At 31.3% G+C, this 14,823-nt stretch carries 18 protein-coding genes, 1 riboswitch and 1 other annotated feature; of the genes, 5 read left to right on the plus strand and 13 right to left on the minus strand.

Annotation, left to right across the window (positions count from 1 at the left end):
- Window positions 1-11 precede the first annotated feature (11 nt).
- From ACGHJ8_RS08510 to ACGHJ8_RS08535, 6 genes are all read right to left on the minus strand, one after another.
- Window positions 12-794 carry an ABC transporter permease gene (locus ACGHJ8_RS08510; protein ID WP_087305002.1) on the minus strand — a complete coding sequence of 261 codons (783 nt, stop codon included), beginning with the start codon at window positions 792-794 and terminating at the stop codon, window positions 12-14.
- Window positions 794-1,627, minus strand: coding sequence for an ABC transporter permease (locus tag ACGHJ8_RS08515; RefSeq protein ID WP_087358493.1), 834 nt, complete (start codon window positions 1,625-1,627; stop codon window positions 794-796). Before ACGHJ8_RS08515 ends, ACGHJ8_RS08510 begins: the two co-directional genes overlap by 1 nt.
- A 43-nt stretch (window positions 1,628-1,670) precedes the next feature.
- A riboswitch (purine riboswitch) is annotated at window positions 1,671-1,771 on the minus strand.
- Window positions 1,772-1,999: 228 nt separating this feature from the next.
- Window positions 2,000-2,380, minus strand: a complete 381-nt coding sequence (locus tag ACGHJ8_RS08520; RefSeq protein WP_087243221.1) for a desulfoferrodoxin family protein — start codon at window positions 2,378-2,380, stop codon at window positions 2,000-2,002.
- 73 nt (window positions 2,381-2,453) lie between these two features.
- Complete coding sequence (locus ACGHJ8_RS08525; protein WP_087358489.1) at window positions 2,454-2,954, minus strand: O-acetyl-ADP-ribose deacetylase; 501 nt, start codon at window positions 2,952-2,954, stop codon at window positions 2,454-2,456.
- A 55-nt stretch (window positions 2,955-3,009) separates the two neighbouring features.
- Window positions 3,010-3,531, minus strand: coding sequence for a YcxB family protein (locus tag ACGHJ8_RS08530; protein ID WP_129738216.1), 522 nt, complete (start codon window positions 3,529-3,531; stop codon window positions 3,010-3,012).
- 60 nt (window positions 3,532-3,591) lie between these two features.
- Window positions 3,592-4,521: an AEC family transporter gene (locus tag ACGHJ8_RS08535; protein ID WP_390539822.1), complete on the minus strand. Its 930-nt coding sequence runs from the start codon at window positions 4,519-4,521 to the stop codon at window positions 3,592-3,594.
- Window positions 4,522-4,664: 143 nt separating this feature from the next.
- Between ACGHJ8_RS08535 and ACGHJ8_RS08540 the strand changes: the two genes are divergently transcribed.
- Window positions 4,665-5,618 carry an L-lactate dehydrogenase gene (locus ACGHJ8_RS08540; RefSeq protein ID WP_087297127.1) on the plus strand — a complete coding sequence of 318 codons (954 nt, stop codon included), beginning with the start codon at window positions 4,665-4,667 and terminating at the stop codon, window positions 5,616-5,618.
- Window positions 5,619-6,117: 499 nt separating this feature from the next.
- Here ACGHJ8_RS08540 and ACGHJ8_RS08545 read toward each other — a convergent pair whose 3' ends face one another.
- Together ACGHJ8_RS08545 and ACGHJ8_RS08550 are read right to left on the minus strand one after the other, a co-directional pair.
- On the minus strand, window positions 6,118-6,813 hold the full coding sequence (locus tag ACGHJ8_RS08545; protein ID WP_087936751.1) for an LrgB family protein: 696 nt from the start codon (window positions 6,811-6,813) through the stop codon (window positions 6,118-6,120).
- The gene (locus ACGHJ8_RS08550; protein WP_390539824.1) at window positions 6,806-7,159 is read right to left on the minus strand and encodes a CidA/LrgA family protein; all 354 of its coding nucleotides are present in this window, start codon (window positions 7,157-7,159) and stop codon (window positions 6,806-6,808) included. Before ACGHJ8_RS08550 ends, ACGHJ8_RS08545 begins: the two co-directional genes overlap by 8 nt.
- Before the next feature lie 125 nt (window positions 7,160-7,284).
- On the opposite strand from ACGHJ8_RS08550, the gene ACGHJ8_RS08555 reads away from it, so the two are divergent.
- From ACGHJ8_RS08555 to ACGHJ8_RS08565, 3 genes are all read left to right on the plus strand, one after another.
- Window positions 7,285-7,845, plus strand: a complete 561-nt coding sequence (locus tag ACGHJ8_RS08555; RefSeq protein WP_390539826.1) for a PolC-type DNA polymerase III — start codon at window positions 7,285-7,287, stop codon at window positions 7,843-7,845.
- Window positions 7,846-7,932: 87 nt separating this feature from the next.
- A complete protein-coding gene (locus ACGHJ8_RS08560; protein ID WP_390539828.1) occupies window positions 7,933-8,169 on the plus strand; it encodes a hypothetical protein in 237 nt (78 codons plus the stop codon).
- A gap of 24 nt (window positions 8,170-8,193) precedes the next feature.
- Window positions 8,194-9,084: a DUF3737 family protein gene (locus ACGHJ8_RS08565; protein ID WP_390539830.1), complete on the plus strand. Its 891-nt coding sequence runs from the start codon at window positions 8,194-8,196 to the stop codon at window positions 9,082-9,084.
- A 132-nt stretch (window positions 9,085-9,216) separates the two neighbouring features.
- On the opposite strand, the gene leuS is transcribed toward ACGHJ8_RS08565, so the two are convergent.
- The 3 genes from leuS to ACGHJ8_RS08580 form a co-directional block, all read right to left on the minus strand.
- Window positions 9,217-11,613 carry a leucine--tRNA ligase gene (gene leuS, locus ACGHJ8_RS08570; RefSeq protein WP_087304857.1) on the minus strand — a complete coding sequence of 799 codons (2,397 nt, stop codon included), beginning with the start codon at window positions 11,611-11,613 and terminating at the stop codon, window positions 9,217-9,219.
- A 35-nt stretch (window positions 11,614-11,648) separates the two neighbouring features.
- Window positions 11,649-11,854, minus strand: a binding site (T-box leader).
- A gap of 45 nt (window positions 11,855-11,899) precedes the next feature.
- Window positions 11,900-12,622, minus strand: coding sequence for a TrmH family RNA methyltransferase (locus tag ACGHJ8_RS08575; RefSeq protein ID WP_390539832.1), 723 nt, complete (start codon window positions 12,620-12,622; stop codon window positions 11,900-11,902).
- Window positions 12,619-13,284 carry a M48 family metallopeptidase gene (locus ACGHJ8_RS08580; RefSeq protein ID WP_390539834.1) on the minus strand — a complete coding sequence of 222 codons (666 nt, stop codon included), beginning with the start codon at window positions 13,282-13,284 and terminating at the stop codon, window positions 12,619-12,621. The genes ACGHJ8_RS08575 and ACGHJ8_RS08580 overlap by 4 nt, the downstream gene beginning before the upstream one ends.
- A gap of 61 nt (window positions 13,285-13,345) precedes the next feature.
- Here ACGHJ8_RS08580 and sspI point away from each other — a divergent pair, with 61 nt between their 5' ends.
- The gene (gene sspI, locus ACGHJ8_RS08585; protein ID WP_087358475.1) at window positions 13,346-13,537 is read left to right on the plus strand and encodes a small acid-soluble spore protein SspI; all 192 of its coding nucleotides are present in this window, start codon (window positions 13,346-13,348) and stop codon (window positions 13,535-13,537) included.
- Here the strand turns inward: sspI and ACGHJ8_RS08590 are convergent.
- Window positions 13,532-13,945 (minus strand): hypothetical protein, encoded by a 414-nt coding sequence (locus ACGHJ8_RS08590; protein WP_087358473.1) that lies wholly within the window; start codon window positions 13,943-13,945, stop codon window positions 13,532-13,534. The two genes, sspI and ACGHJ8_RS08590, sit on opposite strands and share 6 nt — an antisense overlap.
- Entirely contained in the window at window positions 13,945-14,808 is an 864-nt protein-coding gene (locus ACGHJ8_RS08595; protein WP_390539836.1) for a hypothetical protein, read from the minus strand. Before ACGHJ8_RS08595 ends, ACGHJ8_RS08590 begins: the two co-directional genes overlap by 1 nt.
- Between the last annotated feature and the right edge of the window lie 15 nt (window positions 14,809-14,823).

A 14,823-nucleotide genomic window follows, 5' to 3' on the forward strand; every position in this document is an offset into this window, starting at 1 on the left:
TCTAACTCCTCCTATTTTGCAAGTGCTGAAATTCCTAATGTTTTTTCAACAATGAACATAATCACAATCGTTGCTACCATTAATAAAACAGAAACTGCTGAAACAGTTGGATCATAATTATATTCAATATAATTCATTAATGTTGTAGGTAAAGTTGTCACTCCTGGTCCTGTTAAAAACATAGATACAGGTATATTATTAAATGAATTAATAAATGACAACATAAAAGCCGCACTGATTCCTGATGTAATATTAGGTAAAACAACTTTAAAGAAAGCCTGACCTTTTTGACATCCTAAACTTAAAGCTGCCTCTTCAATCGCAAAATCAAACTGATCCAATGAAGAACCAACAATACGAATCACATATGGTAAAACAACAAGAAAATGTCCTAGTAATAAACTTTCAAAAACAGGAAAATTCAATGTTAAAACCACATATTGATATAAAGCATATCCGACAACAATTCCTGGAATGATTGTTGGGGATAAAAAGAAGCTCTTTAAAAATTTCTTTCCAATAACACTATATCTCGCTAATGCATATGCTGCAGGTACCCCTACAAGTAAAGCAAGTAGAGTTGCTAACAAAGCAATTTCTCCACTTAATGCTAATGAACTCATAAAGCTTTCTGATTCAAACACATTCACAAACCATTGTAATGAAAATCCATGTATAGGGAAAGTAATCGTACTTTCTGAGCCAAATGCTGTCACAGCAATAATGATAAGAGGTATAAACAAAAATGCAAATACCAAAATAGAAATAACCATCAATCCTTTATGTTTACGCATTAGACTTCACCTCGCTTATCCAATTTCGCTGCAATCGCATTTAATGCTTTCATAACAATTAATGTTGTAATAATCATAATGACTGCAAAAACACTGGCTGCTGTCCAGTTATTTAAACTTAATGCCTGTTGTGAAATAAAGGTTGCTAAAACAAGATTCTTTGGTCCACCTAATAACTGAGGTGTTGTATAAGCACTGAGTGATCCTGTAAAAACAAGCACACATCCTACAATAATACCTGGAATACTTAATGGTAAGACAACCTTCATAAAAGCTTTAACACGATTCGCACCTAAACTTTCTGCTGCTTCCATCATATCATTATCAATATTTTCCATAACACCCACTAAAGTGATAATCATAAGAGGTAAAAATAAATAAATTGTCCCAATTAAAACTGAAAATTCAGTATATAACATTGTAATTGGTTCTTCTATAACCCCTATTGACATTAAAAAATTATTAATCACTCCATTTTTACCTAAAATATTAATCCATGCAAAACTTCTGACAACTGAATTCGTCAGCATTGGAAAAATAGAAATTGCCATTAAAATACCACGCCATTTCTTATCACAACGAGAAATAAAATAAGCTGTGGGTACTCCTAAAATCATACAAACAAGAGATGAAATCAAAGCAATCTTAACAGTTCTAATGAAGATTGTCATATAATATTCATCTTGAAAAAATGATAAATAATTCGTGAAACTAAAGCCACTTCCTTCAGGAAACAAAGTTGGTAAAATGATTTGAATCAATGGCATCACCAAAAATACAATCAGTAAAACCAAACAAGGCACCAAAAGAAGATAATGCATTTTTTTCTTCACTCAAGTCCCTCCTCCAATAAAAAAAGTCTATCTACAGATAGACACATAAAAAAGCGTCTATCATAGTCCCGTTATTTTCGGTAACAGGGTAGAAACGATTGGGCCAATTCCCAAACATATATGATAACCACGCTTATTGTAACAAACGTCTATAGTTTTGTCTAATATTTTTCGATTTTTTCACATTTAATCGTATAAAAAATGAAAATACCGCCCATTATTTAACAATTCAACAACTCATATCTTTATCATTTTATCTAAAATATGAAAATTCTACCATTTCCATCATGTTATAGCATATTTAAAAATATTTCCAGACAGTATCTTTAAAAAAAAGAAACCTATCTTATGATAAGTTTCCTTGTTTATGATTTATGCTTCAATTGTTGCTTTCCATAATCCATGTAAGTTACAGTATTCGTATACTTCAATTGTTCCTTTATAATCACCAATTGCAAATACTGCTTCAGGTTGATCAGCAGATGTTAAATCCACACGTAAAACTTGACTGTTGAATACAGCAATGATTGTTGTAATTAAATGTTCATCAGTCATTGGATGTGAAACTTCACCAACTTTCACATGAAGTTTATCTCCATCTATAGATAATACAGGAACGTGTTTTTCTAATGCACCATCTGTTGTATTTGCTGTTAATTCTACCATTGGTTTTCCACAACAAACAACTGGTACTCCTTTATCAACAATTTTTTCTACTACATTTCCACAAATTGGACATACATATAATTTCATAATCTCTTTCTCCTTTCATGACAAGATCATTGTACCATGTCTTATTTATTATAGCTAATCATATGCACTTTTATTATTCTTTTTTTAATAACTGACAATATGTACGATATGTATAATTATCAAAACAAACAATATCTATTCTTTTGACATATTGACATGGATAGTTTTTAAGCGTTTCTATCGCAATTGTAGCTGCCTGTGATACAGGATAACGATAAGCCCCTGTACTAATTGAAGGAAAAGCAATATGTTGACATTGATACTCTTCAGCTTTTTCCAGACAGCGTATATAACAAGACTGTAATCGTTTGGCTTCATCATGTTGTCCATCACGATAAACCGGACCAACTGTATGAATCACATAACGTGCTGGTAAATGATAAGCCTTTGTGACTTTTGCATCACCAGTCGCACATCCATGCAACAAACGACACTCAGCCAATAATTCAGGTCCAGCTTTGCGATGAATAGCACCATCCACCCCTCCACCTCCTAATAAACTATTATTGGCAGCATTGACTATGGCATCACATGATATTTGAGTAATATCACCTTGAATAATTTGAATTTTCATTTCTTTCACCTTCTTTTTTATTATAACAAAAAAAGTCATTTGATAGAAACGACTTTTATGCTTTGATCCATTTTTTTATTTTTGTATCTTTTTGTTTCAAGAAATCTATAAATTCACGAATACTTACTTTTAAACAATCTTTTCGAATAATAATGATTTCATTTTTCTTTGCTAATAAAACATATGCATGTTCTGTCTGTGATAAAGTTTTGAGATGAGAGTAAGGAATCTTATTATCAATAGATGTCTGACAATTATGTACAACGACATATTCTCCTCCAAAACTCATTGTATATGTAATCTTCTGTTCATCAATTTCTTCTTTCATCAATTTTAACATTTCTTTGTAATGACTATGAATTAAAAAGAAAATTTCCCCAATACACACAGCACCTAAAACCAATAAAACAACACCTTGTAACATATTTTGATTGACGACATTTATAATACCTAAAATTAATGAAATCACACCTGTTAATGACAATAAATATTTTTGCCATGGAGCAATCATGTATTTTTTCACTTCTTTTAATAAATCTTCATCAACAATATTATGACTAATTTGAATTCTTTTCATATAACCCTTCCTCCAACAATACACCATTATCCTTCATAATTATGTCTTAGATATTAACTTTTATAAAATTTGATAAATAAAAACAATGATCGGCATTGTGATAATACAAAAAATAACAGACATAACATTCATGATACTCGTATAGCCTGGATGTTTATCATATAACTGGGCAAATTGGGTAATTGTTGCAGCAGCAGGAGCACTCGCAGCCAAAAGACTGATCAACAATATCTGATAAGCATCCTGATGAAAATTTTGTAATCCCAGCAAACGAAACGCCAAAATCACAGCCAAAGGATAAACAATCAATCTCAAAAGACAAATACCATAAACTCTTTTTTCTTTAAAAATAGATAAAATATCAATATCGCCTAATAACATTCCAATCACCAGCATACTTAATGGCCCTACCATAGAACCAACACTACTTACTGTATCATGAATCAGTGCTGGAAAATGCCAGCGTGCTATAAACATAATCATTCCTAACATAATCGCTATAACATTCACATTCAAGATAATCTTTTTGAAATCATACTGCTTTTCATTACAAACCAGATTTTTTCCATGTGTCCATATTAAAATAGTTTGAACAACCATATATCCACTTGTATATAAAACCCATTCTTCCCCTAAAATAGAAGCTACCAAAGGTATAATCAGATTACCAGCATTAGAATAAATAAGCGTTGCTTTTTCTACAGGCATAAAATGAAAGATCTGCCCTAATAATTTTGTTAATGGAATGAAAATCAAATGAACGACAATAGCTCCAATAAAAGATAAAATCAATCCCATCAGCTTCTCATTTGTAAAATCAATCTGAAAAGAATTTAAAATTGTACAAGGACAAACAATATATAAAACAATTTTAGAAATCACTTTACTATCATCAGATGTCAGTACACGACACTTTACAGTTAAATATCCTACAAAAATAATAAGAAATAATCCAAAAATATTTTGAGCTAATAAAAGACTTAATTCCATAAATTTCCTCTCCCACATATAGTATACTTATTTTTATCAAACACACATTTTATTTTCAGGTTTTGAAAACTTTTTATCATATTTCATTACAATTTTATGAATTATGATATAATCATTTTAGACTTATAACGAGGAGAAAAGAAATGAAATTAGAAAAAAGAAAAATTGTCATTATTGGATGTGGACACGTTGGTGTCAGTACTGCATTTTGTTTGATTAATCAAGGTCTATGTGACGAAATTGCTTTGATTGATTTGAATGAAGAAAAAGTTTTAGGAGAAGTCTTAGATTTATCTCAAAGCATTGAATATATGAATCGTAATACACATGTCAAAGTGGGACGATATGAAGACTGTGAAGATGCTCAAATTGTTATCATCACAGCAAGTGTTCCAACCCCTCAAAGTGGTAATGACCGTTTAAAGATGTTAGAACCATCTTTAAATGTCATGAAAAGTATTATTACTCAAATTAAAGAACATCATTTTGATGGACATTTGATTGTTGTTTCAAACCCTGTAGATTTAATGAGTTATTATGCTTATAAACTTTCTGGTTTACCAGCTAATCAGGTTATTGGAACAGGAACAACATTAGATACAGCCCGTTTAAAATATTTCATCGCCCAAAAAATCCAAGTTGATCCTCGCAGTGTTCATGCGATGGTCATTGGTGAACATGGAGATAGTGAAATGATTCCATGGTCAACTGTTCGTATTGGTGGTAAGGATATTTATAGTGTTGTTCAAGATAATCAGAGTCGTTTAGGACAAGAACCCTATCAACAGATGAAAAAAGATACAATTCAGGCTGGTTGGGAAATTTTCAATCGTAAAGGGAATACTTGTTATGGTATAGCCTCAAGTACAGTCGGTATTATTCGCACAATCTTACATAATGAAAACCAGATTTTACCTGTTTCAACATTGCTTCGTGGCGAATATGGTCAGGATGATTTATTTATCAGTGTGCCAGCCATCATTGATCGTAGTGGTGTTAGAGAAATTGTTGAATTACGCATGACACCACAAGAACAAGAAGAGTTCAATCAATCTTGTCAACGCTTAAAATCATTTTATGATCTTTTAAATCAATAGGCCCTTTAAATAATTGAGGGGTCTAATCTAAAAAGCTTTAAATTAATAGTGGGGTATTTTGACCCCACTTTCATTTTAAAGCAGGTCGAACAATATTTGATTGGTGACTATCTGTCATCTTTTTTTATTACATTTTCCTCTTGGTTTACCAACTCTTTTCATCTTTTTTTCATGCTCGGTTGCAGTATGTTTTTATATGAATTTTGCGAATAGATGAACTTATTTCTAGCTCTTGCAAAGTTTTGCATTCCATTTGCATTACTGGTTGATCTTCTTGATATAGTTATTTTTTTCTCAATAGGTCTGCTAGATAGTCTTCTTTTTCGTAATATTGTTTGCAAACAAATTATAACAGGAGATTCTCATTTTATAAAAAGCAACCCCAATTTAAATTTAAAGCAAGAAAAGACAGACCCCTTTAAAAATTTAAAGGCTAGGGTCTGCCCCGCAAATATTTAATATACCAATCAATAGTTCTATGCTTAAACATAGAACTTTTTTATATCCATAAACGAATCATAATAGGCGCTAAAAACACAGTGAATATACCTGAAATCACAATGGATAAACTACTCATTGCTGCCTCAATTTCACCCCACTCAATTGCTTTCGCTGTTCCAATAGCATGAGCACTATTTCCTAATGCCAAACCACGTGCAACAGGATGATTGATATGGAAAACTTTAAAAATCGTTTTAGCAATCATCGATCCAAAAATACCTGTTAAAATGACAACACCTACTGTCATTGTCGAATGACCACCAAGTAATTCTGATACTCCAATAGCAATCGCTGTCGTAATAGATTTTGGCATCAAAGAATATAAAACTGTTTCACTTGTCTTCAACAAAATACAAAGAACCATAACACTCATCAAACCAGACAGACAACCACATAATAAGCTTGCTATAATAGCTCCAAAATGTTTAACCAGGACTTGTGTTTGTTTATATAAAGGAATCGCTAAACAAACAGTTGATGGAGTCAATAAATATGTAATCATTTGTGCTCCTTGATTATATGTCTGAAAATCAATATCTAAAACATATAAAACAAAGATAGTTAAAAAAGCACTGATTAATAATGGATTCAAAAGAGAATAAGACCATCGCTTTCTTATTTGAACAGCCAACCAATATGTTAATAAACTTAATACAATGCCAAAACAAGATGTTTCAATCAATAAATTATTCATTGATATTTTTCCTTTCTATCATATATTGTGCAACTTTCCCTGTCACTACCATCACAATGACTGTACTTATAACAAGAACAATCATAATCACAGCTATGTTTTCAAATAATTCTTCTTTGACATTCATTAAACCAACAGCAGATGGAACAAATAAAACAGGCATAATCAAAATCAGCCAATCTGCAACATCTTCTATTGCTGATAATGGAATTATTTTTGTATAAAGACCAACTAACATAATCAACAATCCATAAACACTTGCTGGAATGGGTAATGGTAAAAAACTCAATAATTCTCCTACAAATGAAATCAACATAATAATAAGAAACTGATGTATATATTTCATAACGACCTCCTGTTGTGATACCGTGCAACATTATAACATGATTTGACTGATGATTATACTTTTTTTATAAATTCATTTGCATTTTTATATTGAATAGATTTAAATATAGAATTGAGGTGATCACAATGGCTTATCAAAAACAATATTATAAAAGAGGTCATTATGTTAAAAAAATCATTGATGATTATTGTGTTATAGATATCGAAACAACAGGTTTATCTTGGCAAAAAGATAAAATTATTGAAATTGGAATATTAAAGGTCAGAAACAAGGAAATCATTGAACGTTATTGCCAGTTAATCAATCCCCAACAGAATATTACTCCTTTTATCACTCAACTCACTGGCATTGATAATCAAATGGTAGAGGATATGCCTGTTCTCTCTTCTGTTCAAGATGACATTTTGCAGTTTCTTGGATACGATCCAATTATTGGACATAATACAGCTTTCGATCTTAATTTTATTGCGAATCATTTTCAGATCAATTTATCTAATGAATATATGGATACGGTTCAATTTTGTAGAAAGGTTTATCCTCAAATGCCCCATCATCGTTTAACAGACATGGTAGAATTTTTAGGGCTTTCCACAAATGAACACCGTTCTTTAGCAGATTGCATATCTACATATGAACTTTATGAACACCTTAAAAAAGAAATAATTAGACAACATATATCCATATAAATACCTCAAAAGCATAGCTGACTATCCATTATAAGTATTTGATTTTTATAATGTCTATATATAGAATATAGTCAAGGAGGCTTTCATATGATTCAAATGTTTACCAAAGAAGATATTCAAAAAAGTTTAGAAGATATGGGATGTTCATCCAAACAAGTTCAAGAATTTGTTGATGACTTTGAAAATCATCGTTTTGAATTTCTTTTCCTTTTTTTAAAAAAGAAAAGATATGAAATTCTAGATGAAGTGCATCAAAAACAAAAGAAAATTGATCATCTTGATTATCTGATTTACACTTTAAAAAATATTCAAAATAAAGCATAAGCTTTCTTAAAGGAGGTCAATATCATGCAAATCAAACAGATTATTGAAAATCAAACTTTTGATGAAGAAAGAGCTTTATACAACATACAAAATACTGAAGTGAGAAACTGTACTTTTGCTGGTCCTCAAGATGGAGAATCTGTCTTGAAAGAAACAAGACAAGTCAGAGTTGATCATTGTACTTTTTCGCTTCGTTATCCCTTATGGCATGTACAGGGTTATGAATTAATTCACAGCTCTTTAGATGAATTAACAAGAGCTCCTATCTGGTATTCTCATCATGGTTTGATTGATTCTTGTGATATTCAAGGTATAAAAATTTTAAGAGAATGTAGTGATACAATTGTTTCAAATTGTCAGATTCAATCACCAGAGTTTGGCTGGTTCTGCCAGGATATTTCTATTAAAGATAGTGAAATTCATTCTGAATATATGTTACTTCATAGTCATCATGTTAAAATTGATCATTTGAAATTTACAGGAAAATATTCTTTCCAGTATATGCATGACTTAGAAATTACAAATTCTTATTTAGATACAAAAGATGCCTTCTGGCATAGCAGTAACGTCATCGTTAAAGATTCTGTTGTCAAAGGTGAATATTTAGGGTGGTTTTCAAAAAATGTCACATTCATTAACTGTCAGATCATTGGAACACAACCATTATGTTATTGTGAAAACTTGAAACTCATTGATTGTGAAATGATTGATTGCGATTTAGCATTTGAATATTCTGATGTACAGGCAACAATCAAAGGACATGTTGATTCTATTAAAAATGTCAAATCAGGAACAATTACGGTTGACAGTGTTGGTGAAATCATCAATGAAGATGCTGTTATGGAAACAAATGGTCAAGTGATCATCAGACAAGTCCCTATAAACAATCAGTCTATTTGTCAATGCTGTTGTTAAACGTTAACTGAAAAGTTAGCGTTTTTTTGTTATCAATAATTGAACATTAAAAAAGTGAATCTCTGCAATTAAGATACCTTAACTTTTAGAAATTCACTTCTCTCTTCATTCCATGTTTATAAATCAATATTTTTATTTCACAACAATATTGACAATCTTATTTTTCACGACAATAATTTTCACAATATTCTTTCCTTCAGTATGTGTTTTTACATTATCTTGAGCTAAAGCTTCCTGTTTCACGACTTCATCATCTTCATCTTTATTCACAGTAATTTTAGCACGAAGTTTTCCATTAACCTGTACAGCCATTTCAATTGTTGACTGTTCCAACATCGCTTCATCATATGTTGGCCATGGTTCATAAGCTAATGTTTCATCATGTCCAAGTAACTGCCACATTTCTTCACAGACATGTGGAGCGATACAGCTTAACATTTTCACTAAGTTTTCAGCATATGGACGATAAACAGTTTTAGCTTTATAAGCTTCATTGACAAAAATCATCATTTGTGAAATAGCAGTATTAAATCCTAATGTTTCATAATCATGAGTGACTTTTTTGACAGTAGAATGATAAACAAAGTCTAATGAATGATCATTTTCATCACTTAATTTATCAGATTCCACAATCAAACGATACACACGATCCAACCATTTTCTAGCACCGTCAACACCTGTTTCACTCCATGGTTTACTTGCTTCCAAAGGTCCCATAAACATTTCATAAACTCTTAATGTATCAGCCCCATAAGTTTGAACAATATCATCAGGGTTAATGACATTACCTTTAGATTTACTCATCTTTTCACCATTTGTTCCTAAAATCATACCTTGATGATATAATTTTTGGAATGGCTCAGGATGTGACAAATATCCTTTATCATATAAATAACGATTCCACATACGAGAATATAATAAGTGTCCAACAGCATGTTCTGGTCCACCAACATATAAATCAACTGGTAACCAGTGATCCAATAACTTTCTATCAGCAATCGCATGATCATTATGTGGATCAATATATCGCATATAATACCAGCTGCTTCCCGCACTTCCTGGCATTGTACTTGTTTCACGTTTTCCAGCTTTTCCATTCACAGTGACATTCACCCAGTCTGTAGCTTTATCCAATGGTGATGCCCCACTTTTAGAAGGTGAGTAATCTTCTAATGGTGGTAAAATCAATGGTAATTCATCATCTGATAATGCAACGGAAGTGCCATCATCAAAATTAATCACTGGAATTGGTTCTCCCCAGTATCTTTGACGTGCAAAGATCCATTCTCTTAAACGATAATTCACTTTCTTTTCACCACAATGATGATCAGTTAACCATTGAATCATTGTTTCAATAGCATCTTCTTTATTCATACCATTTAAGAAATCAGAATTAATATGATTTCCATCCTGTGTCCATGCTTCTTTTGTAACATCTCCACCTTCAAGCACTGGAATAATTTCAAGACCAAATTTATTCGCAAATTCCCAGTCACGATCATCATGAGCAGGAACCGCCATAATAGCACCAGTTCCATATCCTGCTAAAACATAATCTGAAATCCAAATAGGTATTTTCTTTTGATTCACTGGGTTAATCGCATAAGCACCAGTAAAGACACCTGTTTTATCTTTATTTAATTCAGTACGTTCTAATTCAGATTTTGTGGCACAGACTTTCACATAGGCTTCAATCGCTTCTTTTTGTTGTGGTGTTGTAATCTTAGCTACCAATTCATGTTCAGGAGCTAACACACAATAAGTTGCGCCAAAAAGCGTATCACAACGTGTTGTAAACACAGTAAACTGTTCATCATGTCCATCAACTTGGAAATGCACATGAGCGCCAATAGATTTTCCAATCCAGTTTCTTTGAATTTCTTTGGTAGATTCAGGCCAATCAACATCCTCTAAACCAGCCAATAATTTTTCAGCATAAGCAGGAATATCAATAACCCACTGTTTCATATTCTTTCTAATAACTGGGTATCCCCCACGTTCACTTTTTCCATCAATGATTTCATCATTAGCTAAAACAGTTCCTAATTCTTCACACCAGTTCACTGGAATATCCACATTTTTAGCTAAACCATCTTCATAAAGCTGTTTAAAAATCCATTGTGTCCAATGATAATAATCAGGATCACAAGTAGAAATACATTTATCCCAATCAAACGAAAAACCTAACATCTTTAACTGATGTGTAAAAGTTTCAATATTATGACGTGTAAATCCTTCAGGGTGATTTCCTGTTTTAATCGCATATTGTTCAGCTGGTAATCCAAAAGCATCAAATCCCATTGGATGTAAAACATTATATCCCTGCATTCTTTTCATACGTGACATAATATCTGTCGCTGTATATCCTTCAGGATGCCCAACATGTAATCCTTGTCCTGATGGATATGGAAACATATCTAAAGCATAGTATTTAGGTTTTGAAAAATCCCAAACATCAGTATAGAAAGTCTGATGTTCATCCCAATATTTTTGCCATTTCTTTTCAATGGCTTGATGATCAAATGGCATCATTTATCCCTCCTTATAATATAAAAAGCCGTCCTTCTAAGGACGACTTGATCGCGATACCACCTTAGTTCATATATGACATCCATATATGCTCTCAAAACTTTAACGCAGTTAACGACAAAGACTACTCTTTTCATCTTTGTATCTCCAAGGCGAGTTCATTGCCTAACCTGTCTATTTCCACCACCCATAGACTCTCTAAAAAGTATCAACAACTACTACTCCTTTTCATCGATTCTAAACACAAAATATTATATCATATGTTTATTATTTTGCAAATCTTTTCTTAAATTTTAGGAAAATGATACATAACAATAGCTCCAGCAATCGCAACATTTAAAGATTCAATCCCTTGAATAGGAATATATAATGTATGATCACAGGCATCTAAAACAGCCTGGCAAACACCCTGCCCTTCGTTTCCTAAAACAAATGCCATTTGTTTTTGAGGCTGATAATGATCAATAGGTAATGCCTGATGTAATGATGTTCCATATACACCAACCCCTTGTTTATGTAATAAAGCAATAGCTTCTAATAAATCCATTTGGCAAAGTGGCATTTGAAATAAAGCTCCCTGTGTAGCACGAATAACTTTATCATTATAAAGGTCAACACTTTCAGGTGACATAATGATTTGGTCATAACCAAGTGCTAGAGCACTGCGAATAATAGTTCCTAAATTACCCGGATCTTGAAGATTATCCAATAACAAATAACGTTCTTTCCATGTATCTAAAGTTTGATGCTGTTTTTTACAAACAGCCATAACAGGTTGTGGTGTCTTTGTAAAAGCTATTTTTTCCATAACTTTTGAATGAACATAAAGAGTATCTTCTGGAAACGTTTCATCAAGTGTTGTTATTAATGTTTGAATACACCCTGCTTTTCTGGCTTCTTCAACCAAATGAAAACCTTCCACTAAAAACAAATCATATTCATCACGATATTTCTTTTGTTTCAATTTCATTATTTTTTTGATTGTTTCATTTTGAATTGATGTAATCATGTATGTTTCTCCTTTAAGCGTTTTTGTAATATCTGATAATGTGGCAATCTTTTTGCTATCTCATGATAGAATGATGCAGAATGATCATGATAAAGAAAATGACATAACTCATGAACAATCACATAATCAATCAGTTCCTTTTCTAAATGAACTAATCCTAAATGAAAAGAAACACGCTGTTCCTTATAATAACAGCTTCCCCAGCGACTTTTATATTTTTTAATTTCAATACGTGGCATATCCAAATCAAAATCATGAGCCAGATAATCAATCATTCTTTCTTCAATATAATCATATAATATACGATAACATTCTTTTTCCACACAACCTTGTATATCATAATGATAAACATACAAATCATGACCATGACATTGACAACGTTTAATACCTATATCCCTGACAACTAGACGATAACGTTGATTAAAAATCAAAACATATCCACCATCATTATATTGATAATAAGGTTGAAAAGCATGTATTTGTGTCAGTATTCTTTTTTGATAAGTATGAATCATCTGTTCAATATATATCAATGATGTCCCATAAGGTGCACTAATCAACAATTGTCCATATCGTACACGCATTCTTATATTTTGCATATGCTTATAAGTTAACTGATAGACAATGGTTTCATCATTTATCTGTATTTGATATTCTTTCATAAATCTCCTTGAATAAAATCAATAAATTCTCCCATATTATATAAGAAAGGACTGATCAAAAATGCGTGAAGCACTTTTAATGAATCTCAAAGGATTCACCCCTACTCAGTTGCAGGAAACCATTGATGAGGGCATTGCCTCTAAAGAAGAAACAATCCTTGTTGGTTTAGGTGTCCTCTTTGAACAATATTACAATTCATTAGATGCCACAACCAAACAAAAATTCCTGCAAAATCTCAGTACACTGTTATAGACCATTTGATGGTCTTTTTTTATGAATATATAATTGTTTTATTTGTCTTAATGCAATAAACAGACATAAGAAAATAAAATTCCATTGAAATAAATCCAACATTGGAACAAAAAACAAAATAATCGCAACCAAGCATAAAACAAGAATAAATTTATATGTCAGAATATTTTCATAAGTATCAAATATGATTTTTGATATTTCAAAAATCATATAATTCAATAGCCACAACAATAAAAAATATAATGTTGTATAAATATTCACAAAAAATAAACGCCTTAATGCTTCAACAAATGAACATTCATAATACGAAATCAAAGAAATCATAAAAGAAACAAAAGCAATCAATAAAGTTGAAAAAGCATTTCTCAACATATATAACGTCATTTTATCTTTTCTTCCCGCTTTCATCATGATTCTCCTTTTTGAATGGGATTTAGAGGCAATGTAAAAGTATAAGGATTGAGATCATCTTCACTTTTCATTAATGTTATTACACAACATAACTGCATATCAAATAATGATCCTTGACCATCATAATATCCAATTCCTTCCACCTGATCATTTAAAAAATCTTCTGTTTTTCCTTTTAAATAAACAAATCTTTCATAATCATTAATATTCACTTCATAATTCTGTTCATGAGAATACATATAATTAATAATCATATAAGGATATTCTTTAGCAAGTTTTGTATCCTTACTTGAAAAGACTCCTGTTTTTAACCAATTTTCAGTCACATATACATTGGTTAATGTATAATCTTTATTTGCTGAAGTATATGTCATGATATCTTGTTTTTGCATAGATAATGTTTGATTATAGATAGATTTCTTTTGACGTTTGACTTCTATTTGTAATTGAACATTTTGAAGATCTTTTTCACTAAAGATATTCTGTCCTGTCTGATTTTCTAAAAGTAAAACTTGATTATCATTTTGAATCTTTATTGTTTGAATGAAAGGCTGATGATTTTTTAGATGAAGTGTCACTGTCATTTCATCATTTTTCTTTAAAAGTTGAGGTTGTAAAGGTGTCACACGGGCATGTCCATATCCTTGTGTTTTCCCTTTTTGATAAAACTCATATCCTGCAATTTGCCATTCTTCATTTTGAGCATATAAACAATACTGGTAATCAACTTTTTCACCATAAGTATGGAATATAAAGTTCTGATACCAGAAAAAGAGTGTTGCTACAACAAAGGTTAATAAAACAAATGATAAGATAAGTTGTTTTTTGATTTCTTTATTCATATCATCACCAACACCCATTATATAGTTTTTACA

The sequence above is a fragment of the Massiliimicrobium timonense genome (assembly GCF_042850985.1).
Taxonomy (GTDB): domain Bacteria; phylum Bacillota_I; class Bacilli_A; order Erysipelotrichales; family Coprobacillaceae; genus Allocoprobacillus.